Origin of the sequence: Pseudomonas resinovorans NBRC 106553, from assembly GCF_000412695.1 — a bacterium.
Lineage (GTDB): Bacteria > Pseudomonadota > Gammaproteobacteria > Pseudomonadales > Pseudomonadaceae > Metapseudomonas > Metapseudomonas resinovorans_A.
Map to the genome: position 1 here is coordinate 2,159,430 of NC_021499.1, position 20,487 is coordinate 2,179,916.

Sequence of the window (20,487 nt, forward strand, 5' to 3'; positions counted from 1 at the left end):
CATGCTTCGTTCTCGAATCGTTTCGTTGCTCTTCGTACTCTGTTCCTTCTGCCTGGGCTATGCGCAGGTTGCCAGTGCCGCTCAGGAGGCACCCGCCGTGGCGGCGAGCGCGGCGGCACAGGGTGCGCTGAACATCAACTCGGCCGATGCGGCTGCGTTCCAGGGGCAGATGGTTGGCATCGGAGAGGCCAAGGCTCGAGCCATCGTGCAGCATCGCGATGAGCACGGCCCGTTCTCCTCGGTGGATGACCTGCTGGAGGTCAAGGGGATAGGCGCCAAGACGCTGGAGCAGAATCGCGACAGGCTCAGCGTGGAGTGAGTAACTAGTGCATCAGAAAGCCGGCCATGTGCCGGCTTTTTTGTTGGGGGGCGCTATCCGCAGAGGGAATGTGGCGCTGTCGAGGGGCGCTTTAGCGCGGCCTAAGGACCGAATAACCTGGGACGCAGTCCCTGGTGAGAGTCCAGCCCAGAAAGAAAAAGCCCCCGGCATGTGCCGAGGGCTTTCTGTTTGGCTCCGCGACCTGGACTCGACGGCGTAAGCCGAACGCGCTTCAGCGCGGCCCCGAAGGGGTGAGGGCCGGAGGACCGAATAACCTGGGACGTAGTCCCTGGTGAGAGTCCAGCCCAGAAAGAAAAAGCCCCCGGCATGTGCCGAGGGCTTTCTGTTTGGCTCCGCGACCTGGACTCGAACCAGGGACCCAATGATTAACAGTCATTTGCTCTACCGACTGAGCTATCGCGGATCGGATGCGCGTATCTTACTGATTAGAAAGGAGAAGTCAAGCATCTACTTGAGCTTCTCCATGACTTTCTCAGATCACCTGGGTAATGGCGCGGGTGATGCCTTCCAGGTTGCTGTTATTCAGCGCTGCGACACAGATACGGCCGGTGCTGACGGCGTAGATGCCGAACTCGCTCCGCAGGCGCTCCACCTGTTCGGCGGTGAGGCCGGAGTAGGAGAACATACCGCGTTGGCGGGCGACGAAGCTGAAGTCACGCTTGGCGCCCTGGGCGGCCAGTTGCTCGACCATGGCCAGGCGCATGCTGTGGATACGGCTGCGCATTTCGCCCAGTTCTTCTTCCCACATGGCGCGCAGCTCGGGGCTGTTGAGCACCGAGGCGACCACTGTGGCACCGTGGGTCGGCGGGTTGGAGTAGTTGGTGCGGATCACGCGCTTGACCTGGGACAGGACGCGGCCGGCTTCTTCCTTCGAGCTGGTCACTACCGACAGGGCGCCGACGCGCTCGCCGTAGAGGGAGAAGGACTTGGAGAAGGAGCTGGACACGAAGAACTGCAGGCCGGACTCGGCGAACAGGCGTACCGCGAAGGCGTCTTCATCGATGCCGGCACCGAAGCCCTGGTAGGCGATGTCGAGGAAGGGCACGTGCTCGCGCTCGCGCAGTACTTCCAGCACGGCTTTCCAGTCGTCCAGTTCGAGGTCCACACCGGTCGGGTTGTGGCAGCAGGCGTGCAGGACCACGATGGAGCGTGCCGGCAGGGCCTTGAGGTCTTCCAGCAGGCCGGCGCGGTTCACACCGTTGGTGGCGGCATCGTAGTAGCGGTAGTTCTGCACCGGGAAGCCGGCGGACTCGAACAGGGCGCGGTGGTTTTCCCAGCTCGGGTCGCTGATGGCGACGACCGCGTTGGGCAGCAGGCGCTTGAGGAAGTCGGCCCCGGTCTTCAGTGCGCCGGTGCCACCCACGGCCTGGGTAGTCACTACGCGGCCTTGGGCGAGGAGTTCGGAGTTGGCACCGAAGAGCAGCTTCTGCACGGCCTGGTCGTAGGCAGCGATGCCTTCGATCGGCAGGTAGCCGCGCGGTGCGTGTGCTTCGATGCGGGCCCTTTCCGCTTCGGCTACAGCGCGCAGCAGCGGGATACGGCCTTGCTCGTTGTAGTAGACGCCTACGCCCAGGTTGACTTTGTCGGCGCGGGTGTCGGCGTTGAACGCTTCGTTGAGACCCAGGATAGGATCGCGCGGAGCCATTTCGACGGCAGAAAACAGACTCATGATGCGGCAGCTCGGAGGAGGAAGAAGAGGATGGGATGCAACCCCGAACGATGTGCGCTAGGGGTTGCGCAATCGGGCCGGTATTATAGCGACCCAGACAGCTTGCGGCGACATCGCGTGCAAGCTTTCCGCTCAGGTATGACGCCCGTTCCGCCGAGGTGTCACATCCCAAGTCGAGGTCAGCATGTCGGAGTTCCAGCTTGTCACCCGTTTCGAGCCCGCCGGCGACCAGCCGGAGGCCATTCGCCAGATGGTGGAAGGGCTGGAAGCCGGCCTCTCGCACCAGACCTTGCTGGGGGTGACCGGCTCGGGGAAAACCTTCAGCATCGCCAACGTCATCTCCCAGGTACAGCGTCCGACGCTGGTTCTGGCGCCGAACAAGACCCTGGCCGCGCAGTTGTACGGAGAATTTCGCTCTTTCTTTCCGAACAACTCGGTGGAGTATTTCGTTTCCTACTACGACTACTACCAGCCGGAAGCCTACGTCCCGTCCTCCGATACCTATATCGAGAAGGATGCTTCGATCAACGACCATATCGAGCAGATGCGTCTGTCGGCGACCAAGGCCCTGCTGGAGAGGCCCGACGCCATCATCGTCGCCACGGTCTCCTCGATCTACGGCCTGGGTGACCCGGCGTCCTACCTGAAAATGGTGCTGCACATCGACCGTGGCGATCGCCTCGACCAGCGCACCCTGCTGCGGCGCCTGGCGGAGTTGCAGTACACCCGCAACGACATGGACTTCGCCCGCGCCACTTTCCGCGTGCGTGGCGATGTCATCGACATCTTCCCGGCCGAATCCGACCTCGAGGCAATCCGCGTCGAGTTGTTCGACGACGAAGTGGAAAGCCTCGCGGCCTTCGACCCGCTCACCGGGGAGGTGATTCGCAAGCTGCCGCGCTTCACCTTCTATCCCAAGAGCCACTACGTGACGCCCCGCGAAGTGCTGCTGGAGGCCGTGGACAAGATCAAGGACGAGCTCAAGGAGCGCCTGGAGCAGCTGCGCACCGCCAACAAGCTGGTGGAGGCGCAGCGGCTGGAGCAGCGCACCCGCTTCGATCTGGAGATGATCCTCGAGCTGGGGTACTGCAACGGCATCGAAAACTACTCCCGCTACCTCTCCGGCCGCGCGCCGGGTGAGGCGCCGCCCACTCTGTACGACTACCTGCCGGCCAATGCCCTGCTGGTGATCGATGAATCCCACGTCACCGTTCCCCAGGTCGGCGCCATGTTCAAGGGCGACCGTTCGCGCAAGGAAACCCTGGTGGAGTACGGCTTCCGCCTGCCCTCGGCGCTGGATAACCGCCCGTTGCGCTTCGACGAGTGGGAGGCCATCAGCCCCCAGACCATCTTCGTGTCCGCCACGCCTGGCCCTTACGAGGGTGAGCACGCCGGCCGGGTGATCGAACAGGTGGTACGCCCCACCGGCCTGGTGGATCCGGAAGTGGAGGTTCGCCCAGCCACCACCCAGGTGGATGACCTGCTCTCGGAAATCCGCAAGCGCGTGGCCGTGGAGGAGCGCGTGCTGGTCACTACCCTGACCAAGCGCATGGCCGAGGACCTGACGGACTACCTGGCCGACCACGACGTCAGGGTGCGTTACCTGCACTCGGACATCGACACCGTGGAGCGGGTGGAGATCATCCGCGACCTGCGAATCGGCGCGTTCGACGTGCTGGTCGGGATCAACTTGTTGCGCGAGGGCCTGGACATGCCGGAGGTGTCTCTGGTGGCCATCCTCGATGCGGACAAGGAGGGTTTCCTGCGCTCCGAGCGCTCGCTGATCCAGACCATCGGTCGCGCCGCGCGCAACCTCAACGGGCGAGCGATTCTCTACGCCGACAACGTCACCGGGTCCATGCAGCGCGCCTTGGGCGAGACCGAGCGGCGGCGTATCAAGCAGGTGGCTTTCAACGAGGCCCATGGCATCGTGCCCAAGGGTGTGAAGAAGGATGTCCAGGACATCCTCGAAGGCGCCACCGTGCCCGGTTCGCGCAGCAACAAGCGCAAGGCCATGGCCAAGGCGGCGGAGGAGAACGCCCGCTACGAGGCCGAGCTGCGCTCACCCAGCGAGATCACCAAGCGCATCCGGCAGATGGAAGAGAAGATGTTCCAGTTGGCGCGCGACCTGGAGTTCGAGGCAGCGGCCCAGCTGCGCGACGAGATTCAGAAGCTGCGGGAGCGCTTGCTCAAGCTGTGATGGGAAAGGGGCGCCAGCGGGCGCCCTTGTTGTTTGCGCTCAGCGGCGGCCGAAAATGATCATGACCACGCCGACCAGGATCGCCAGGCAGGAGAGCAGGGCGGTGGCCTCCAGCCGTTCGTCGAGGATCAGGAAGCCCAGTAGCAGGGCTACCACCGGATTGACGAAGGTGAAGGTCGACACCAGGCTCGGTTTCACTTCGCGCAACAGCCAGAAATAGGCCGGGTAGACGCCCAGGCTTACCGGCACCACCAGATAGGCCATCCATAGCCAGGCATCGCCGCTCACGCCGCTCAACGCCAAGCCCTGCCAGTCGCCGCGCCAGGCGCCGAATATCGCCAGAACCAGTGTGCCGGTGAGCATCTGCAGGCTGAGTCCCATCCAGCTGGAGCGGAACGGCGGCCGCTGGCGCAGCAGCCAGGCGCCTACGGCCCAGAGCAGGGTCGCGGTGACCACCAGGCCGCCGGCGAACCACTGTTCGACGCCGGCGTCCATGCCCAGCGCGCTGCCCATCAGCATCACGATGCCGCCGCTGGCCAGTGCCAGGCCGCAGAGCACCCACAGCGGCGGCTGGCGGTCCAGCAGCCACTCCAGGGCCACGCTCCAGAGGGGCAGGGTGGTGTAAAGCATCGCCAGCATGCCGGTAGGCAGGTACTGGTTGGCGTAGATCAGCGCACCCTGGCCGACGGCTATCAGCAGCACGCCACCGATGAGTGCGCCACCCAGGTCGCTGCGCTGCACCTGCGCCTTGCCGCTGGCCAGCACCCAGCCCAGGGCGAGGAGACCGGCGAAGAGGAAGCGCAGGGTGGCGATGACGAAAGGCGGCAGCTCGCGCAGGAGGAAGTGGTTGACCAGGTAAGTGGTGCCCCAGCCGATGTAGATCATGGCGAAGGCACCGATCAGCAGAAGGGTGCGGCGGGATGAAGCCTGGGAAGACATGTACAGCCTGAAAAAACGGAGCGCCGGATACCCGGCGCGGGATTAGTGGGCGGCGGCGCTGGCGCCTGCGGTGTTGCCGGCGGGGAGGGCGCGGGTGAACAGCACGGCGACCATGCTGATGCCGAGGACGATGCCGATGAAATGGAAGGCGTCATTGTAGGCCATGATGCTGGCCTGCTGGTGGGCGATCTCGCTGAGCTTGCCAAGGGCGGCCTGCTCGCTGCCGAGTTTGTCCGCCAGCAGCGCCAGGCGCTCGGCCACCTGCGGATTGCCGGGTACCAGGGATTCGCGCAGGTAGTCGAAGTAGACCTTGGCGCGGGCGTCCAGCAGGGTGGCGAGCAAGGCGATGCCAATGGCGCCACCCAGGTTGCGCAGGATGTTGAACAGGCTGGAGGCGGATCCGGCGTCCTGGGGCTGGAGGTAGGCGGTGGCGATCAGCGACACGGTCACCATCACCAGGGGCTGGCCGAGGGCGCGGATGAGCTGGATCTGGTTGAACTGCGGCCCGGCGAAGTCGGGGTTGAGCACGCCGGACGCGAAGCTGGCGTAACCGAACAGGCCAAAGCCCAGGGCGCAGAGGAGCTTGGGCGAAATCACCTTCATCAGCTTGGGCACCAGCGGAATCAGGAACAGCTGCGGAATGCCCATCCACATGATCACTTCACCGATCTGCAACGCGTTGTAGCCCTGGATTTGCGCCAGGTAGAGCGGCAGCACGTAGATGGAGCCGTACAGGCCCATGCCCAGGCCGACGCTGGAGATGCTCGACAGGCCGAAGTTGCGGTTCTTCAGGATGCCCAGGTTGATCAGCGGGTTGGGCCGGGAGACCTGGAGGATGACGAACAGGACCAGGCTGACCAGGGCGACGCTGCCCAGGCCGACGATCAGGCTCGACTCCAGCCAGTCCTTGCGGTGACCTTCTTCGAGGAACACCTGCAGGCAGCCCAGGCCCAGGCCCAGGGTCAGGATGCCGGCGTAGTCGGTCTGCTTCAGCAGTTCCCAGTGCGGTGCCTTCTTCTCCAGGCCGTAGAGCAGGCCGGCGATCATCAGCAGGCCCGGTGGCACGTTGATGTAGAAGATGTATTCCCAGCCGAAGTTCTCCGTCAGCCAGCCGCCCACGGTGGGGCCGATGGAGGGGGCGAAGGTGGCGGAAATGGCGAACAACGCCATGCCCTTGGCTCGGTGGTGCTCCGGCAGCTTGATCAGGGTCAGGGTGAACGCCAGGGGGATCAGTGCGCCGCCGGTGAATCCCTGCATGGCACGGAACACGATCATGCTTTCCAGGCTCCAGGCCTGGGAGCAGAGCAGGGAGGAGATGAGGAAGCCGACCGATACCCAGACCGCCAGGCGCCGTGCCGAGAGGAGCTGCACCAGCCAGGCGGTGAGGGGGATCATGATGATCTCCGCCACCAGGTAGGAGGTGGAAATCCAGGAGCCTTCCTCCAGGGTGGCGGACAGGGCGCCCTGGATGTCCTTGAGCGAGGAGTTGGTGATCTGGATGTCCAGCACCGCCATGAAGGCGCCGAGCATGGCGCTCATCACCGCTATCCAGTCGCGTCGGCTCGGCTCGCCCGTGGGACGGAGCAGTGCGTCAGCCGCCATGGTTTTCGGCCTTCAGGCGAACCTTGACCTGCACCGACATGCCCGGGCGGATGCGGCCCTGGAGCGGATTGTCGGCGGCGAAGGTCAATTTCACCGGAATGCGCTGTACCACCTTGGTGAAGTTGCCGGTCGCGTTATCCGGCGGCAGCAGGCTGAACTGCGCCCCGGAGGCGGCGAACAGGCTGTCGATGCGGCCCTCGATCGGGGTGCCGGGGAAGCTGTCGAACACCAGTTCGGCGGTCTGGCCGGGTTGCATGTGCTCGATCTGGGTTTCCTTGAAGTTGGCCTGGATCCAGATGTTCGAATCCGGCACCACGGACAGCAGGAAGGCGCCGGCCTGGGTGTACTGGCCATTGCGCGCGGCGCGCTGGCCGACGCGTCCGTCGATGGGCGAGCGGATTTCGGTGCGGCCGAGGTTCAGCTCGGCCTGGGCGATTTCGGCGCGCGCGGTGGTGATCTGGGCTTCCAGGCGCTTGATCTCGGCGTTCAGGGCATCCACTTGCTGGCGCTGGGCCTTGAGGTCGGCCTCGGCCTTGGCCACCTGGGATTTCGCCACCCGGGAGTCGGCGGAGAGCGTGGTGACCCGCTCCTCGGAGATGAAGCCCGGCTTGCGCAGGGTCTCGGCGCGGGACAGGTCGATCTGGGTGCGGCCCAGGTTGGCCTGGCTGGCGCTGACGTCGGCCTGGCTGGCGGCGATGAGGTTGGACTGCTGGGCCAGCTTGCTCTGCGCCTGGGCCAGCTCGGCTTCGCGGGTGGCGCGCAGGGCGCGAGCCTGTTCCAGGTTCAGCTTGAAGTCGTCGGCTTCCAGGCGAACCAGCAGGTCGCCTTTCTTGACCTGCTGGTTGTCGTTGACCAGCACTTCGTCGATGCGCGCGCCGAGTTGGCTGGAGATGCGCGTGATCTCGCCCTGGACGTAGGCATTGTCGGTGGTTTCGACGAAGCGGCCGATCAGCAGCCAATGGGCGAAGACCGCGGCGATGACCAGTGCCACCAGGGCGAGGAAGACGAACATGCGGCGTTGAAGTTTGGCGGGCATGGGGAAAAGGCGGCTCAAGTTTTTCAGAATGTTGCAAATTTAGCAGTGTTCCGTGCTCGCTAATAGACGGTACAATTCAGAAACTTTGTTGCTTATAGGGAACAATAATGGGCCTTGATGACGCCCTGATCTTCACCCGCGTGGTCGAATGCCACAGCTTTACCCAGGCGGCGCAAAGCCTGGGTATGCAGAAATCCACCGTCAGCCGGCGTATCGCCCTGCTGGAGGAGCGCCTTGGCGTGCGCCTGCTCAATCGCACCACCCGCAAGCTGCGCCTGACGGAAGTGGGGCAGGCGTACTACGAGCGTTGCCGGCAGATCATGCTGGACTTCGCCGAGGCCGAGCAGGCGGTGATGCAACTGCAGCAGGAGCCTTCCGGGTTGCTGCGGGTCACCGCGCCCATCGAGTTCGGCCAGTTGTTCCTCGGTAAGGTGCTCGGCAGCTTCATGCGCCAGTACCCGCAGATCACCGCCGAAGTGGAGATCACCTCGCGCAATGTCGATCCGCTGGAGGAGGGCGTGGATATCGCCATCATGATCGGCCAGCCCCAGGATTCCACCCTGATCGCCCGCAAGCTGTTCGAGAGCGCTCGCCGGCTCTGCGCCAGTCCGGACTACCTCGCCTCCCATGGCACGCCGCGTACGGTGGAGGCGCTAGCCGGCCATCGCGCCGTGCTGCTGCCCCAGGACTCCCAGCGCTACTGGATGCTGCAGGGGGAGAGCGTGCCCTGCCAGCGCGTGCTCTATTGCAACAACATCACCTTCGCCCGCGAGGCGGTGATGGCCGGCGCCGGCATCGCCGCGCTGCCACTGATGTTCACCGAGCCCGCCGTGCAGCGCGGCGAGCTGATCGAACTGCTGCCCGAGGCGCGCCTGCCCAGTGGCGAGATCTACGCCGTCTACCCGTCGCGGCGCTTCCAGGCGATGAAGGTCAAGGCTTTCCTCGACTTCCTCATGCGCAGCCTGCCGGTGCAGGAAGGACACTTGCTGGAGCCAGCGGCTGCCAGCCTGATAAGATCGCGCCTTTGATCGACCCTCTGTTTCGAGACCACTCCATGACCACCGTCCGCACCCGAATCGCGCCGTCGCCCACTGGTGACCCGCACGTGGGCACTGCCTACATCGCCCTGTTCAACCTCTGCTTCGCGCGCCAGCACGGCGGTCAGTTCATCCTGCGCATCGAAGACACCGATCAGCTGCGCTCCACCCGCGAGTCCGAGCAGCAGATCTTCGACGCCCTGCGCTGGCTCGGTGTGGAGTGGGACGAAGGTCCGGACGTGGGCGGTCCCCACGGCCCGTATCGGCAGAGCGAGCGTGGCGAGATCTACAAGCAGTACTCCAAGGAGCTGGTGGACAAGGGTCACGCCTTCCCCTGCTTCTGCACCGCCGAGCGCCTGGACAAGCTGCGCGCCGAGCAGACCGAGCGCAAGGAAACCCCGCGCTACGACGGTCACTGCATGCACCTTACCCGGGATGAGGCCGACCAGCGCATCGCCGCCGGCGAGCCCCACGTCGTGCGCATGAAGGTGCCGAGCGAAGGCGTCTGCGTGGTGCCGGACATGCTCCGTGGCGATGTCGAGATCCCGTGGGACCGCATGGACATGCAGGTCCTGATGAAGACCGACGGGCTGCCCACCTACTTCCTCGCCAACGTGGTGGACGACCACCTGATGGGCATCACCCACGTACTGCGTGGCGAGGAATGGCTGCCTTCGGCGCCCAAGCTGATCAAGCTCTACGAATACTTCGGCTGGGAGCAGCCCAAGCTCTGCTATATGCCGCTGCTGCGCAATCCGGACAAGAGCAAGCTGTCCAAGCGCAAGAACCCCACGTCCATCACCTTCTACGAGCGCATGGGTTTCCTGCCCGAGGCGATGCTCAACTACCTGGGGCGCATGGGCTGGTCCATGCCGGACGAGCGCGAGAAGTTCTCCCTGGAGGAGATGATCGAGCACTTCGACTTGTCGCGGGTGTCCCTGGGCGGGCCGATCTTCGATCTGGAGAAACTCTCCTGGCTGAACGGCCAGTGGATTCGCGAGCTGCCGGTAGAGCGCTTCGCGGCCGAGGTGCAGAAGTGGGCGCTCAATCCCGAGTACCTGATGCGCATTGCGCCGCACGTGCAGGGCAGGGTGGAAACCTTCAGCCAGATCGCACCGCTGGCCGGCTTCTTCTTCTCCGGTGCCGTGCCGCTGGACGCCAAGCTGTTCGAGCACAAGAAATTGAGCCCGGATCAGGTGCGCCAGGTCATGCAGCTGGTGCTGTGGAAACTCGAATCCCTGCGCCAATGGGAAAAGGATCGCATCACCGGCTGTATCCAGGCCGTCGCCGAACACCTGGAGCTCAAGCTGCGTGACGTGATGCCGCTGATGTTCCCGGCGATTACCGGTCAGGCGAGCTCGGTGTCGGTGCTCGATGCCATGGAGATTCTCGGGGCCGATCTCAGTCGCTACCGTCTGCGCCAGGCCATCGAGCTGCTGGGTGGCGTGTCGAAGAAAGAAACCAAGGAGTGGGAGAAGCTGCTCGGCGCCATCGCCTGATGGTCCCGCGGCCGGTGCTGGGCGGGCCCGCATCGGCCGAGGTCGGGTAAGTGTTTGTTCTTCCAGATAAAAAAGTTTGGCTTGTTGAAAAAATAGTGTTGACAGCAGGAGGGGGCGCACCTAATATGCGCCCCGTCCTCGCGACGGGGCTATAGCTCAGCTGGGAGAGCGCTTGCATGGCATGCAAGAGGTCGACGGTTCGATCCCGTCTAGCTCCACCACTCTTTCAGGGTGGATCGTCGCGAACAGGCATGAAGGTTTCGTCCCCTTCGTCTAGTGGCCTAGGACACCGCCCTTTCACGGCGGTAACAGGGGTTCGAGTCCCCTAGGGGACGCCATATTCCAGCAGCATCGGCAATGCCGGTGCAGCCGAAGTGATTCGGGGCTATAGCTCAGCTGGGAGAGCGCTTGCATGGCATGCAAGAGGTCGACGGTTCGATCCCGTCTAGCTCCACCAAACACGATGCGCCACGCATCAAAAGGACCAGCCTAGCGCTGGTCCTGTTTTCAGAAGGATTTGTCCCCTTCGTCTAGTGGCCTAGGACACCGCCCTTTCACGGCGGTAACAGGGGTTCGAGTCCCCTAGGGGACGCCATATTCCAGCAGCACCGGCAATGCCGGTGTAGCCGAAGTGATTCGGGGCTATAGCTCAGCTGGGAGAGCGCTTGCATGGCATGCAAGAGGTCGACGGTTCGATCCCGTCTAGCTCCACCAAATCGATGCCACGTGCATCACTCAGGGCCAGCCTAAGTGCTGGCCCTGCTGTTCGAAGGTTCTTGTCCCCTTCGTCTAGTGGCCTAGGACACCGCCCTTTCACGGCGGTAACAGGGGTTCGAGTCCCCTAGGGGACGCCACTTTCAGATTTCCCGCACTGCGGGCTTTTCAAGGGTCATTCCAGTCTGGAATGGCCCTTTTGTTTTTCTCCCCCTTTGAAAAATCGCTGCCGACGAACGGCGTCACAAGTGGCTTGCCAAGTTGTATTACACAAATAATATTATGTGTGTAATTTAATCGGAGGCCGCCATGAGCGAAAAGAAAGCCCAGACCCGTGAGCGCATCCTGGAGGCTGCCGCCTCGGCCATGCTGCAGCACGGCCCGCAGGAACCCGGCGTGGCGGATGTGATGGCCGCCGCCGGGCTGACGGTGGGCGGCTTCTACGCCCACTTCAGCAGCAAGGATGCGCTGATGCTGGAGGTCTTCGAGCAACTGCTGCGCAAGCGCAGGGACCTCATGGCGCTGCTCGAGCCGAGCTTGCCCGGCCCCGAGCGACGTGCCCTGGCTGCGGGTTTCTACCTGTCGCGCAAGCACCGCGACGCCACGCGCGCCGGTTGTCCGCTGCCCAGCTCCCTGGGGGCGATGCCGCAATTGCCCCAGGCCTATCGCGAGCTGTTGGCCGAGCACCTGGAGTTGATCAGTGCCCAGATGTGCGACTCCCCCGAGGAGGTCGACCAGGCCCTCGCCGACATCGCCCTGATGGTGGGCGGCCTGGCCCTGGCCCGCGCCCTGGGCGAAGGCGATTTGTCCGATCGCGTACTGCGTGCCGCCAAGTCGGCGGTGATCTGAGGAGACCGACCGTGAATAACCTGCCTCTTATCCGTGGCGTCAATGCCGTTCTCGGCCGCCTGGCCCCGCAAACCGTCGCTCGCCGCATGCGCCGCCAGTTCATGACGCCGCGCAACCTGCCGCCGCGGGATTGGGAAATGCCCCTGCTCACCAGCGGCGAACGCATCACCCTGCGCTTCGGCCTGTCCGCCCTGCGCTGGGGCAGCGGCCCGACCGTACTGCTCATGCACGGTTGGGAAGGGCGGCCGACCCAGTTCGCCAGCCTGATCGAGGCCTTGGTGGCGGAGGGTTACGGCGTGGTGGCGCTGGATGGTCCCGCCCATGGGCGTTCGCCGGGGCACGAAGCCAATGTGGTGCTGTTCGCGCGGGCCTTGCTGGAGGCCGCCGGTGAGTTGCCGCCGTTGCACGCGGTAATCGGCCATTCCCTGGGTGGCGCTAGCGTGTTGCTCGCCAGCCAGATGGGGCTGCGTGCCAGGGCCCTGGTGAGTATTTCAGCGCCCAGCCGCATCCTCGGGCCCTTGCGCAGTTTCGCCAGCTTCATGGGGCTGCCGCCGAAGGCGAGGGCGTATTTCGTCAGCGAAGTGGAAAGCCACGCCGGAATTCCCGCTGCGCATCTGGACGCGAGGCGCTACCAACTGGATATCCCCGGTCTCGTGGTGCACGCCGAAGACGACCTGGAGGTGCCGATCAGCGAAGCCAGGACGCTTCACGACGTCTGGTTCGACAGCCAGTTGCTGCACCTGGAGCGCGGTGGTCATCGGCGGCTGCTGGCCGACGCCCGAGTGCTGGACGCGGTGCTCAGGCTGCTGGCCCAGGTGCGCGAGCCGGCGAGCACGGTGCAGGCGTCCGCCTGAAGCGCGCGGGGCTGGCAGGTGACCCGCCGTCGGTGCTCTACTTCCAAGGTTCATCGGCCGGGTGTGGTGGTTTGCTCCCGGGGCGGAGAATTTTGTGATGTGGAGAACGGACATGAGCCTGACGATGGATGTGGTGCTGCAGCGGGCGCGACCGGTTCTGCCTGTGCTGGTGATCGAGGATATCGGGCTGGCCCTGGATCTTGCGGGAGCGCTCAGGGCCGGTGGCATCGACGTGCTGGAAGTGACCCTGCGCGCACCGCGGGCGCTGGACGCGCTGGCGGCGATCCGCAAGGAGTTCCCTGACCTGCTGGTGGGGGCGGGCACCCTGATCCACACCGAACAGTTCCTCGAGGCGCGCGACGCCGGGGCGCATTTCGCCGTCAGCCCCGGCTGCACCGAGCGTCTCGCCGCGGCCGCCGAGGATTCCGGCCTGCCTTACCTGCCCGGCGTGATGACGCCCTCCGAAGTACTGCTGGCGCTGGAGTATGGCTACCGCTCGCTGAAGCTCTTCCCGGCCAATGGCAATGGCAGCGTGAAGATGCTGAAGAGCCTCAAGGGCCCCTTCACCGGCATCCGTTTCTGCCCTACCGGCGGGGTGACCCCCGACAACCTGCTGACCTTCCTGCGCCTGCCCAACGTCGCCTGCGTCGGCGGCACCTGGATCGCACCTACAAGCCTGATCCGCGCCCGCGCCTGGGATCAGATCACCCAACTCGCCAGTGAGGCACGTGAACTGGCCGGTAGCCTGGAGCTCCATTCATGAACTGGGACATGCCCAATCCCTTCGTCATCGATCTCAAGGTCGGCGCCGATGATATCGATGGCCTCGGCCATGCCAACAACGCGGTCTACGTCAGTTGGCTGGAGCGCTGCGCCTGGCGCCACTCCCAGAGCCTGGGGCTGGACCTGGCCGAATACCGCCGCCTGGACCGCGCAATGGCCGTGTTGCGGCATGAGATCGACTACCTTGCCGCTGCCTACGAGGGGCAGGAGCTGCAGGTCGGCACCTGGATCGTCGAGTCGGACCATCGCCTGAAGATGGACCGGCGCTTCCAGTTGGTGCGGCCGGAGGACGGCGCCACGCTGCTGCGGGCCAAGACCACCTTCGTCTGCATCGAGCTCTCCAGCGGCAGGCCCAAGCGCATGCCCGGCGAGTTCGTCGACGGTTACGGCGCTGCCTTGCAGCCGCCGTTCCCGATGGAGTTGTAAGGGCTATTCCGCAGCGGGTGCGAGAAACACTTCATGCTGCTCCTGGACGATGCGCAGGTGGCGCACTTCGCCAGGCTGGATGATCGCCGACTGCGGGCTGCCGGCGGGTTGCCCGGCGCAATAGCCGGAACTGCTCGACGCCACCCGCAGGGCGACCTCGCCGGCGCGTACCGGGATGCTCACCGACTCGCCGGGGGCCAGTTGCGCCACCAGTTCGTTCTGTACGTACAGGTCGATATCGCAGGCGTTCGCCGCGTTCTCGTCGCGGCTGACCAGCAACTCGCCCAGGGCGTCCGGCGCCGGCTGCAACGGTGGCGCGAAGATCGCCTCGCTGGCGGCGAAAACAACGGTGGAGGCCAGTGTGAGCGCGGCGAGCACGGGTACGAGCGAATTCATCCAGCAGTTCTCCTGCACTGAATCGATGTTTTTTCGACCACCAGTCCTGCCTGATGCTCCCCGGGATATTCGCCGTCCATCATGCTGCGTAAACTACGCACCTTTTCTTCCGAGCCTGTTGCCCATGCAAATCGCCCTGGCCCCCATGGAGGGGCTGGTCGACGAGATCCTTCGCGATGTGCTGACCCGTGTCGGCGGCATCGACTGGTGCGTGACCGAATTCATCCGGGTCTGCGACCGCCTGCTGGCGGCCAGTACCTTCGAGAAACTCGCCCCCGAACTGGCACAGGGTGCCCGGACTGCCGCCGGCACGCCCATGCGCGTGCAGCTGCTGGGGTCCGACCCGGTCTGCCTGGGGGACAACGCCGCCTTTGCCTGTGAGCTGGGCGCCCCGGTGATCGACCTCAACTTCGGCTGTCCGGCCAAGACGGTGAACAAGTCCCGGGGCGGCGCCGTGCTGCTCAAGGAGCCGGAGTTGCTGCACGCCATCGTCCGCGAAGTGCGCCGCGCCGTACCGGCGGCCATCCCGGTGACGGCGAAGATGCGCCTCGGTTTCGACAGCCCGGACGGCGCCCTGGATTGCGCGCGGGCGCTGGCCGAGGGTGGCGCCCAGCAGATCGTGGTGCACGCGCGGACCAAGGTCGACGGCTACAAGCCGCCGGCGCACTGGGAGTGGGTGGCGCGGGTGCAGGAGGCGGTCAAGGTGCCGGTGTTCGCCAACGGTGAGATCTGGACCCTGGACGACTGGCGCCGCTGCCGCGAGGTGAGCGGGGTGGAGGACATCATGCTCGGCCGTGGCCTGGTGTCGCGCCCGGACCTGGCCCGGCAGATCGCCGCGGCGCGGGCTGGTGAGACGGTGCGGGAAATGACCTGGGCCGAACTCCAGCCGTTGCTGCAGGACTTCTGGCGCCAGGCCCGGCGCAAGCTGGCGCCGCGCTATGCGCCGGGGCGCCTCAAACAGTGGCTGGGCATGCTCACCCGCAGCTATCCCGAGGCGGTGGTGCTGTTCGCCGAAGTACGCCGGGAAAGCGACTGCGCGCGCATCGATGCGTTGCTTGGCGTGCCTGAACTCGCCCGGGACTGGGCCGAAGCGGTCTAGCGTCCGCCGGCCACATCCAGGATCGCCCCGCTGGTATAGGACGCCTCCTCGCCAGCCAGCCAGAGGATGGCCGCGGCCACTTCCTCGGCTTCGCCGCCGCGCCCCATGGGTACCGCCTGGCGCACCCGTTCGACGCGATCGGGCTCGCCGCCGCTGGCATGGATCTCGGTGCGGATCACGCCGGGCCGCACGGCGTTGACGCGTATGCCGTCGCCGGCCAGCTCCTTGGCCAGGCCCAGGGTCATGCTGTCGATGGCGCCCTTGGCCGCTGCGTAGTCGACGTACTCGTCCGGCGCGCCGATGCGCGCGGCGATGGACGACAGGTTGACGATGGCGCCGCCCTGGCCGCCATGGCGCGTGGACATGCGCCGGATCGCTTCCCGCGCGCAGAGGAAGCTGCCCAGCACGTTGGCCCGCAGCACCCGCTCGATGCGTGCGCCATCCATGTCCTCCAGGCGCATCTGGCGCTCCAGCATGCCGGCATTGTTCACCAGCACATCCAGCCGCCCGAAGGCCTGGTCCAGCTGTTCGAACATCCGCAGTACCTGGTTTTCGTCGCCGACATCCGCCCCCAGGGCGACGGCGCGCCCGCCCGCCGCCTCGATCTCCCGTACCAGCGCATCCGCGCTGTCGCGGCGTTGCCGGTAGTTGATGCCCAGGGCGTAGCCGCGCTGGGCGGCGAGACGAGCGGTGGCGGCGCCGATGCCACGGCTGGCACCGGTGATGAGCATGACTTTCTGCATGGGATTTCCTCGGGGGCTTGAAATGCGTTCGGCCGACCCTATCTAGTTTACTGCGGGATGCCGAAGTCGGGTCCCGCACTTGAAACACTTGCTGATTACTCAGGAGATCGATACATGAGCACTGCTTTTTCCCTCGCCCCCCTTTTCCGTCATTCCGTGGGCTTCGACCGTTTCAACGACCTGTTCGAATCCGCCCTGCGCAATGAAGGTGGCAGCAGCTACCCGCCCTACAACGTCGAAAAGCATGGCGATGACCAGTACCGCATCGTCGTCGCCGCCGCCGGCTTCCAGGAAGAAGACCTGGAGCTCCAGGTGGAACGTGGCGTGCTGACCGTGGCCGGTGGCAAGCGCGAGAAGAGCGACGAAGCCGTCACCTACCTGCACCACGGCATCGCGCAGCGCGCCTTCAAGCTGTCCTTCCGCCTGGCCGACCACATCGAGGTCAAGTCCGCCGCCCTGCAGAACGGGCTGCTGAACATCGACCTGGTGCGCGTGGTGCCCGAGGAAGCCAAGGCCAAGCGCATCCCCATCGGTGGCCAGCGGGCAGTGCTGGAAAACTGATCTCCGGACAAGCCGGAACGAAAGAGGGCGCCTGCGGGCGCCCTTTTTCATGCCCGTGTCAGGGTGCCATCGAGGTTCGCGCCAGCAGGGCTCGGAACTCCGCCAGGGACACCGGGCGGCTGTACAGGTAGCCCTGGTAGAGGTGGCAGCCCTGCTGTTCGAGGAAGGCCAGTTGCTCGGCCTGTTCCACCCCTTCGGCGATCACTTCCAGGCCCAGGCTGTGGGCCATGGCGACGATGGCGCGGACGATCTCCGCATCGTTGGAGTCCTGGGTAGCCTCGCGGACGAAGGACTGGTCGATCTTCAGCGCATCCACCGGCAGGCGCTTGAGGTAGGTCAGGGACGAATAGCCGGTGCCGAAGTCATCCATGGCGAAGCTCGCGCCGAGCTTCTTCAGGCGACGCATCTTGCCGATGGTGTCCTCGATGTTCTGGATGACGATGCCTTCGGTGATCTCCAGTTTCAGCAGCTGGGCCGGTAGCTGGCTGCGTTGCAGGCTGCGTTCGACCCGTTCGACGAAGTCGCTCTGGCGGAACTGGCGTGGGCTGATGTTCACGCACAGGCTGAAGTCGCGGGGATCGACCAGCCCCTCGGCCACCAGTTGCTCGCAGGCGTTGCAGGCCTCGTCCAGCACCCAGGCGCCCACCTCGAGGATCAGGCCGCTTTCCTCCAGGACCTGGATGAACTGGCCGGGGGATTGCGGGCCCAGGGTCGGGTGGTGCCAGCGCAGCAGGGCTTCGGCACCCGTCACGCGGTTGTTGCGGGCATCCACCTGGGGCTGGAAGTGCAATTCGAACTCGCCGCGGGCCAGGGCCAGGCGCAGATCGTTCTCCAGCCGCAGGCGCTCGCTGGCGGCTTCCTGCATGGTCTTGCGGAATATCTGGATCGCGTTGCGTCCGGAATCCTTGGCGCGGTAAAGGGCGATGTCGGCGCGCTTGAGCAGGTCGGCCGGGCTGTCGCCGTGGTCGGGGATCAGGGCGATACCGATGCTCGGGGTGACCTGCAGGCGATGGCCTTCCAGCAACATCGGCTCGGCCAGCAGCTTACGCAGCTTGTCGGCGATTTCGCGCACCTGGCGGGTGACCGCCGAGCGTTTGCCCTCAAGGCCCGTCAGCAGCACCACGAACTCGTCGCCGCCCAGGCGCGCCACGGTGTCTTCCATGCGTACGCTGGCTTCCAGGCGGGCGGTGACCATCTTCAGCACCGCATCGCCCAGGGGGTGGCCGAGGGAATCGTTGATGTGCTTGAAGTGGTCGAGGTCGAGGAACAGCAGGGCGCCGCGCATGCCATGGCGCCGCAGCAGGGCGATCTGCTGCTTGAGCCGGTCGGTCAGCAGCGCGCGGTTGGGCAGGTTGGTCAGCGGATCGTGGTAGGCCAGGTGCTGGATCTGCGCCTGGGCGTCCTTGAGGGCGCTGATGTCCCGCGCGGTGAGCAACAGGCAGGTCTTGCCGTCGAGTTCGATCTGCTCCACCGAGACCTCAACGACCTTGTGGCTGCCGTCGCGGTGCTGGCCGAGCATTTCCAGGTGGTGCACGCGGCCGTTGCGCCGGAGCAATTCGAGCAATTGCTCGCGGCCGCCGGGGTTGGCCCAGATGTTCATGTCGCCGGCGGTGCGGCCCAGGACTTCGTCGGCGCGGTAGCCGGTGAGGCGGCAGAAGCCTTCGTTGACCTCGATGTAGCGGCCGGTGTCGCGCTCGGTGATGGTGATGGCGTCGGGGCTGGAGTGGAAGGCCTTGGCGAACTTCTCCTGGCTGGCCTTGAGCGCCGCCTCGGCCTGCTGGCGGGCGGTGATGTCACGGAAGGTGGTGGTGATGCAGAGCTGGCGCTCGACACGGATGAAGCGGCTGGACACCACGCAGGTCAGCAGACGGCCGTCGAAGGTGCGGAAGCGTGCCTCGACGTTGTCCAGGCCCTGGTCGCGCAGTATCTGGGCGTACAGCCGCGAACGCTGCTCGGGGTCGGCCCAGAACTGGATCTGCGGCGCGGCGCGCCCGACGATCTGCTCCGGCTGCCAGCCGAACACTTCGCTGAAGCTCGGGTTGATCTCGATGAACAGGCCGTCGCGGATGCGCGATACGCAGATCGGGTCGGGGCTGGCCTGGAACAGGGTGACGAACTTCTCTTCCGACGCCGCCAGCCGCTGCTCGCGGCGCACCCGTTCGCTGATGTCCATGAGGATGCCGGTCATCCGTACCGGCCGGGCGAGTTCGTCGCGGTAGAGCCTGGCGGTGCTTTCCAGGTAGTGCACCTCGCCATTGTCGAAGCGGGCGCGGTAGGTCACCTGGTATTCGTCGCTCTCGCCCTCGAGCACTTCCTGGTAGGCGCGACGCATGTTCTGGCGGTCCTCGTCCGGCACGTAGACGAAGAAGTCGCGGAACTCACCCTCGAAGGGCTCCCGGGCCAGGCCGTGCAGGGCCGAGGCGCGGGCGGAGCCGTAGAGGGTGCCGGCGTCGATGTGCCAGTCCCAGGTGCCGAGATCCGCGGATTCGAGTGCCAGGTTGAGGCGCTCCTGACTGTCCTTCAGGGCTTGCTCCTGGGCGCGCTGGAGGGTCACGTCACGAACGGTCAGCACCAGGCAGGTACGACTGCCCAGCTCGATTTCCTCGCCGTAAAGCAGGCAGGTGGCCGGGCTGCCGTCACGGCGCCTGAGGTTGACTTCCAGCTCGTCGAGGCGGCCGTGGCGCTGCAGGGTGTCGAGCATCCGCTGGCGCTGCTGCGGGTCTTCCCAGATACCCAGTTCCAGGGAGCTGCGGCCGATGGTTTCTTCCTGGCTCCAGCCGAACTGGCGCTCGAAGCCGGTGTTGATCTCCATGAAGCAGCCGCTGGCGCGATCAGTGATCACCACCGCTTCGGGGGTGCTGCGGAAGGCCTTGGCGAACTTTTCCTCGCTGATCCGCAGGGCGTTCTCGGCGCGCTTGCGTTCGGTGGTGTCGAGGAAGGTGCTGATCAGGTAGGGCTGGCCTTCCAGTTCGATGTACTGGCTGGACAGTACGCCGTCGAGCACGCCGCCCTGGCGGGTGCGCAGCTTGACCTCCTGGGCCACCGGCGCGCTGCTGCCGTGGCAGTTGTCGTGCAGCCACTGGCGCTGGCCGAGGTCTTCCCAGATGCCCAGTTCCAGGGTGGTGCGGCCGATGGTCTGCTCCACCGGCCAGCCCAGCAGGTTCTCGAAATGCTGGTTGGCTTCGACGATCAGGCTGTCGGCCAGGCGCACCAGCAGCACCACGTCGGGGCTGAGGTGGAACAGGCTGGAGTAGCGTTGCCTGGAGTTGATCAGGTCCTGGGCGTGTTGCTGCTGCTCGGTGACGTCGCGGATCACGCCGATCATGCGCCGCTTGCCATCGGTCATGGGCTGCAGGCTGCCGCTGATTTCCAGCCAGTGCAGGCTGCCGTCGGGCCAGCGTATGCGGTGGAGCAGGGCGCGCTCGGCCTGGCGTCCATCGAGCACGTCGCGGAACAGGCGCAGGACTTCGCCGCGATCCTCCTCGGGAATCAGTTCGATGTAGTCCACCGGCTTGCGCAGGGGGCGGTGCGGGTCGAGGCCGAACAGGGCCTGGGCGCCGCGGGACCAGCTCACCCGGCCGGAATCGATGTCCCAGGACCAGGCGCCGAGGCGCGCGCCGTTCAGCGCAGCCAGCAGGCTGGGGGCATCCTGCCAGGATCGCTCGAAGGCGCTGGGGTCGATGGCGGGGATATGGGGGAGCGGGGGATTCGGGTCACTGGCTTTGCGCATGCGCGCCCCT

The 20,487-nt window shown here is 65.5% G+C and carries 17 protein-coding genes and 7 tRNA genes; 16 read left to right on the plus strand and 8 right to left on the minus strand.

Annotated elements, in window-relative coordinates; translation table 11 throughout:
- Window position 1: 1 nt before the first annotated feature.
- The gene (locus PCA10_RS09795) at window positions 2-319 is read left to right on the plus strand and encodes a ComEA family DNA-binding protein (protein WP_041770193.1); all 318 of its coding nucleotides are present in this window, start codon (window positions 2-4) and stop codon (window positions 317-319) included.
- Between the two features lie 348 nt (window positions 320-667).
- On the opposite strand, the gene PCA10_RS09800 is transcribed toward PCA10_RS09795, so the two are convergent.
- Window positions 668-743 (minus strand) — tRNA-Asn (locus PCA10_RS09800).
- Window positions 744-812: 69 nt separating this feature from the next.
- The gene (locus PCA10_RS09805) at window positions 813-2,009 is read right to left on the minus strand and encodes an amino acid aminotransferase (protein WP_016491921.1); all 1,197 of its coding nucleotides are present in this window, start codon (window positions 2,007-2,009) and stop codon (window positions 813-815) included.
- Between the two features lie 184 nt (window positions 2,010-2,193).
- Here PCA10_RS09805 and uvrB point away from each other — a divergent pair, with 184 nt between their 5' ends.
- Window positions 2,194-4,209 carry an excinuclease ABC subunit UvrB gene (uvrB, locus tag PCA10_RS09810; RefSeq protein WP_016491922.1) on the plus strand — a complete coding sequence of 672 codons (2,016 nt, stop codon included), beginning with the start codon at window positions 2,194-2,196 and terminating at the stop codon, window positions 4,207-4,209.
- 39 nt (window positions 4,210-4,248) lie between these two features.
- Here uvrB and PCA10_RS09815 read toward each other — a convergent pair whose 3' ends face one another.
- From PCA10_RS09815 to PCA10_RS09825, 3 genes are read right to left on the minus strand one after another with little or no spacing between them, the layout of a single operon-like run.
- The gene (locus PCA10_RS09815) at window positions 4,249-5,148 is read right to left on the minus strand and encodes an EamA family transporter (protein ID WP_016491923.1); all 900 of its coding nucleotides are present in this window, start codon (window positions 5,146-5,148) and stop codon (window positions 4,249-4,251) included.
- A 42-nt stretch (window positions 5,149-5,190) separates the two neighbouring features.
- Window positions 5,191-6,750 carry an MDR family MFS transporter gene (locus tag PCA10_RS09820; RefSeq protein ID WP_016491924.1) on the minus strand — a complete coding sequence of 520 codons (1,560 nt, stop codon included), beginning with the start codon at window positions 6,748-6,750 and terminating at the stop codon, window positions 5,191-5,193.
- The gene (locus tag PCA10_RS09825; protein ID WP_041770194.1) at window positions 6,740-7,786 is read right to left on the minus strand and encodes an HlyD family secretion protein; all 1,047 of its coding nucleotides are present in this window, start codon (window positions 7,784-7,786) and stop codon (window positions 6,740-6,742) included. Before PCA10_RS09825 ends, PCA10_RS09820 begins: the two co-directional genes overlap by 11 nt.
- A 107-nt stretch (window positions 7,787-7,893) precedes the next feature.
- Between PCA10_RS09825 and PCA10_RS09830 the strand changes: the two genes are divergently transcribed.
- The 12 genes from PCA10_RS09830 (at window position 7,894) to PCA10_RS09885 (ending at window position 13,948) form a co-directional block, all read left to right on the plus strand.
- A complete protein-coding gene (locus PCA10_RS09830) occupies window positions 7,894-8,814 on the plus strand; it encodes a LysR family transcriptional regulator (protein ID WP_016491926.1) in 921 nt (306 codons plus the stop codon).
- A 26-nt stretch (window positions 8,815-8,840) separates the two neighbouring features.
- Window positions 8,841-10,322, plus strand: a complete 1,482-nt coding sequence (gltX, locus tag PCA10_RS09835) for a glutamate--tRNA ligase (RefSeq protein WP_016491927.1) — start codon at window positions 8,841-8,843, stop codon at window positions 10,320-10,322.
- Between the two features lie 145 nt (window positions 10,323-10,467).
- Window positions 10,468-10,543: transfer RNA gene (locus PCA10_RS09840), tRNA-Ala, on the plus strand.
- A 41-nt stretch (window positions 10,544-10,584) separates the two neighbouring features.
- Window positions 10,585-10,660, plus strand: a tRNA-Glu gene (locus tag PCA10_RS09845).
- 43 nt (window positions 10,661-10,703) lie between these two features.
- A tRNA-Ala gene (locus PCA10_RS09850) sits at window positions 10,704-10,779 on the plus strand.
- A 62-nt stretch (window positions 10,780-10,841) separates the two neighbouring features.
- Window positions 10,842-10,917, plus strand: a tRNA-Glu gene (locus tag PCA10_RS09855).
- Window positions 10,918-10,960: 43 nt separating this feature from the next.
- Window positions 10,961-11,036, plus strand: a tRNA-Ala gene (locus PCA10_RS09860).
- A 64-nt stretch (window positions 11,037-11,100) separates the two neighbouring features.
- Window positions 11,101-11,176 (plus strand) — tRNA-Glu (locus tag PCA10_RS09865).
- A 169-nt stretch (window positions 11,177-11,345) separates the two neighbouring features.
- Window positions 11,346-11,885 (plus strand): TetR/AcrR family transcriptional regulator, encoded by a 540-nt coding sequence (locus PCA10_RS09870; protein ID WP_016491928.1) that lies wholly within the window; start codon window positions 11,346-11,348, stop codon window positions 11,883-11,885.
- An 11-nt stretch (window positions 11,886-11,896) separates the two neighbouring features.
- Complete coding sequence (locus tag PCA10_RS09875; RefSeq protein ID WP_016491929.1) at window positions 11,897-12,739, plus strand: alpha/beta hydrolase; 843 nt, start codon at window positions 11,897-11,899, stop codon at window positions 12,737-12,739.
- 112 nt (window positions 12,740-12,851) lie between these two features.
- Window positions 12,852-13,502, plus strand: a complete 651-nt coding sequence (locus tag PCA10_RS09880) for a bifunctional 4-hydroxy-2-oxoglutarate aldolase/2-dehydro-3-deoxy-phosphogluconate aldolase (protein ID WP_016491930.1) — start codon at window positions 12,852-12,854, stop codon at window positions 13,500-13,502.
- The gene (locus PCA10_RS09885; RefSeq protein ID WP_016491931.1) at window positions 13,499-13,948 is read left to right on the plus strand and encodes an acyl-CoA thioesterase; all 450 of its coding nucleotides are present in this window, start codon (window positions 13,499-13,501) and stop codon (window positions 13,946-13,948) included. The genes PCA10_RS09880 and PCA10_RS09885 overlap by 4 nt, the downstream gene beginning before the upstream one ends.
- A gap of 3 nt (window positions 13,949-13,951) precedes the next feature.
- Here the strand turns inward: PCA10_RS09885 and PCA10_RS09890 are convergent, their stop codons facing one another.
- Entirely contained in the window at window positions 13,952-14,344 is a 393-nt protein-coding gene (locus PCA10_RS09890; RefSeq protein WP_016491932.1) for a hypothetical protein, read from the minus strand.
- Between the two features lie 124 nt (window positions 14,345-14,468).
- On the opposite strand from PCA10_RS09890, the gene PCA10_RS09895 reads away from it, so the two are divergent.
- Window positions 14,469-15,443, plus strand: a complete 975-nt coding sequence (locus PCA10_RS09895) for a tRNA dihydrouridine synthase (protein WP_041770195.1) — start codon at window positions 14,469-14,471, stop codon at window positions 15,441-15,443.
- On the opposite strand, the gene PCA10_RS09900 is transcribed toward PCA10_RS09895, so the two are convergent.
- Entirely contained in the window at window positions 15,440-16,186 is a 747-nt protein-coding gene (locus PCA10_RS09900; RefSeq protein WP_016491934.1) for an SDR family oxidoreductase, read from the minus strand. The genes PCA10_RS09895 and PCA10_RS09900 overlap by 4 nt on opposite strands.
- 114 nt (window positions 16,187-16,300) lie before the next feature.
- On the opposite strand from PCA10_RS09900, the gene PCA10_RS09905 reads away from it, so the two are divergent.
- A complete protein-coding gene (locus tag PCA10_RS09905; RefSeq protein WP_016491935.1) occupies window positions 16,301-16,747 on the plus strand; it encodes an Hsp20 family protein in 447 nt (148 codons plus the stop codon).
- A 58-nt stretch (window positions 16,748-16,805) separates the two neighbouring features.
- On the opposite strand, the gene PCA10_RS09910 is transcribed toward PCA10_RS09905, so the two are convergent.
- A complete protein-coding gene (locus PCA10_RS09910; protein WP_016491936.1) occupies window positions 16,806-20,477 on the minus strand; it encodes a sensor domain-containing protein in 3,672 nt (1,223 codons plus the stop codon).
- Window positions 20,478-20,487: the final 10 nt, after the last annotated feature.

Excerpts from the sequence above, each read along its gene's own strand:
- PCA10_RS09795 (WP_041770193.1), top strand. The coding sequence starts at position 2 with ATGCTTCGTTCTCGAATCGTTTCGTTGCTCTTCGTACTCTGTTCCTTC.
- PCA10_RS09805 (WP_016491921.1), bottom strand. The coding sequence starts at position 2,009 with ATGAGTCTGTTTTCTGCCGTCGAAATGGCTCCGCGCGATCCTATCCTG.
- uvrB (WP_016491922.1), top strand. The coding sequence starts at position 2,194 with ATGTCGGAGTTCCAGCTTGTCACCCGTTTCGAGCCCGCCGGCGACCAG.
- PCA10_RS09815 (WP_016491923.1), bottom strand. The coding sequence starts at position 5,148 with ATGTCTTCCCAGGCTTCATCCCGCCGCACCCTTCTGCTGATCGGTGCC.
- PCA10_RS09820 (WP_016491924.1), bottom strand. The coding sequence starts at position 6,750 with ATGGCGGCTGACGCACTGCTCCGTCCCACGGGCGAGCCGAGCCGACGC.
- PCA10_RS09825 (WP_041770194.1), bottom strand. The coding sequence starts at position 7,786 with ATGCCCGCCAAACTTCAACGCCGCATGTTCGTCTTCCTCGCCCTGGTG.
- PCA10_RS09830 (WP_016491926.1), top strand. The coding sequence starts at position 7,894 with ATGGGCCTTGATGACGCCCTGATCTTCACCCGCGTGGTCGAATGCCAC.
- gltX (WP_016491927.1), top strand. The coding sequence starts at position 8,841 with ATGACCACCGTCCGCACCCGAATCGCGCCGTCGCCCACTGGTGACCCG.
- PCA10_RS09870 (WP_016491928.1), top strand. The coding sequence starts at position 11,346 with ATGAGCGAAAAGAAAGCCCAGACCCGTGAGCGCATCCTGGAGGCTGCC.
- PCA10_RS09880 (WP_016491930.1), top strand. The coding sequence starts at position 12,852 with ATGAGCCTGACGATGGATGTGGTGCTGCAGCGGGCGCGACCGGTTCTG.
- PCA10_RS09885 (WP_016491931.1), top strand. The coding sequence starts at position 13,499 with ATGAACTGGGACATGCCCAATCCCTTCGTCATCGATCTCAAGGTCGGC.
- PCA10_RS09890 (WP_016491932.1), bottom strand. The coding sequence starts at position 14,344 with ATGAATTCGCTCGTACCCGTGCTCGCCGCGCTCACACTGGCCTCCACC.
- PCA10_RS09895 (WP_041770195.1), top strand. The coding sequence starts at position 14,469 with ATGCAAATCGCCCTGGCCCCCATGGAGGGGCTGGTCGACGAGATCCTT.
- PCA10_RS09900 (WP_016491934.1), bottom strand. The coding sequence starts at position 16,186 with ATGCAGAAAGTCATGCTCATCACCGGTGCCAGCCGTGGCATCGGCGCC.
- PCA10_RS09905 (WP_016491935.1), top strand. The coding sequence starts at position 16,301 with ATGAGCACTGCTTTTTCCCTCGCCCCCCTTTTCCGTCATTCCGTGGGC.
- PCA10_RS09910 (WP_016491936.1), bottom strand. The coding sequence starts at position 20,477 with ATGCGCAAAGCCAGTGACCCGAATCCCCCGCTCCCCCATATCCCCGCC.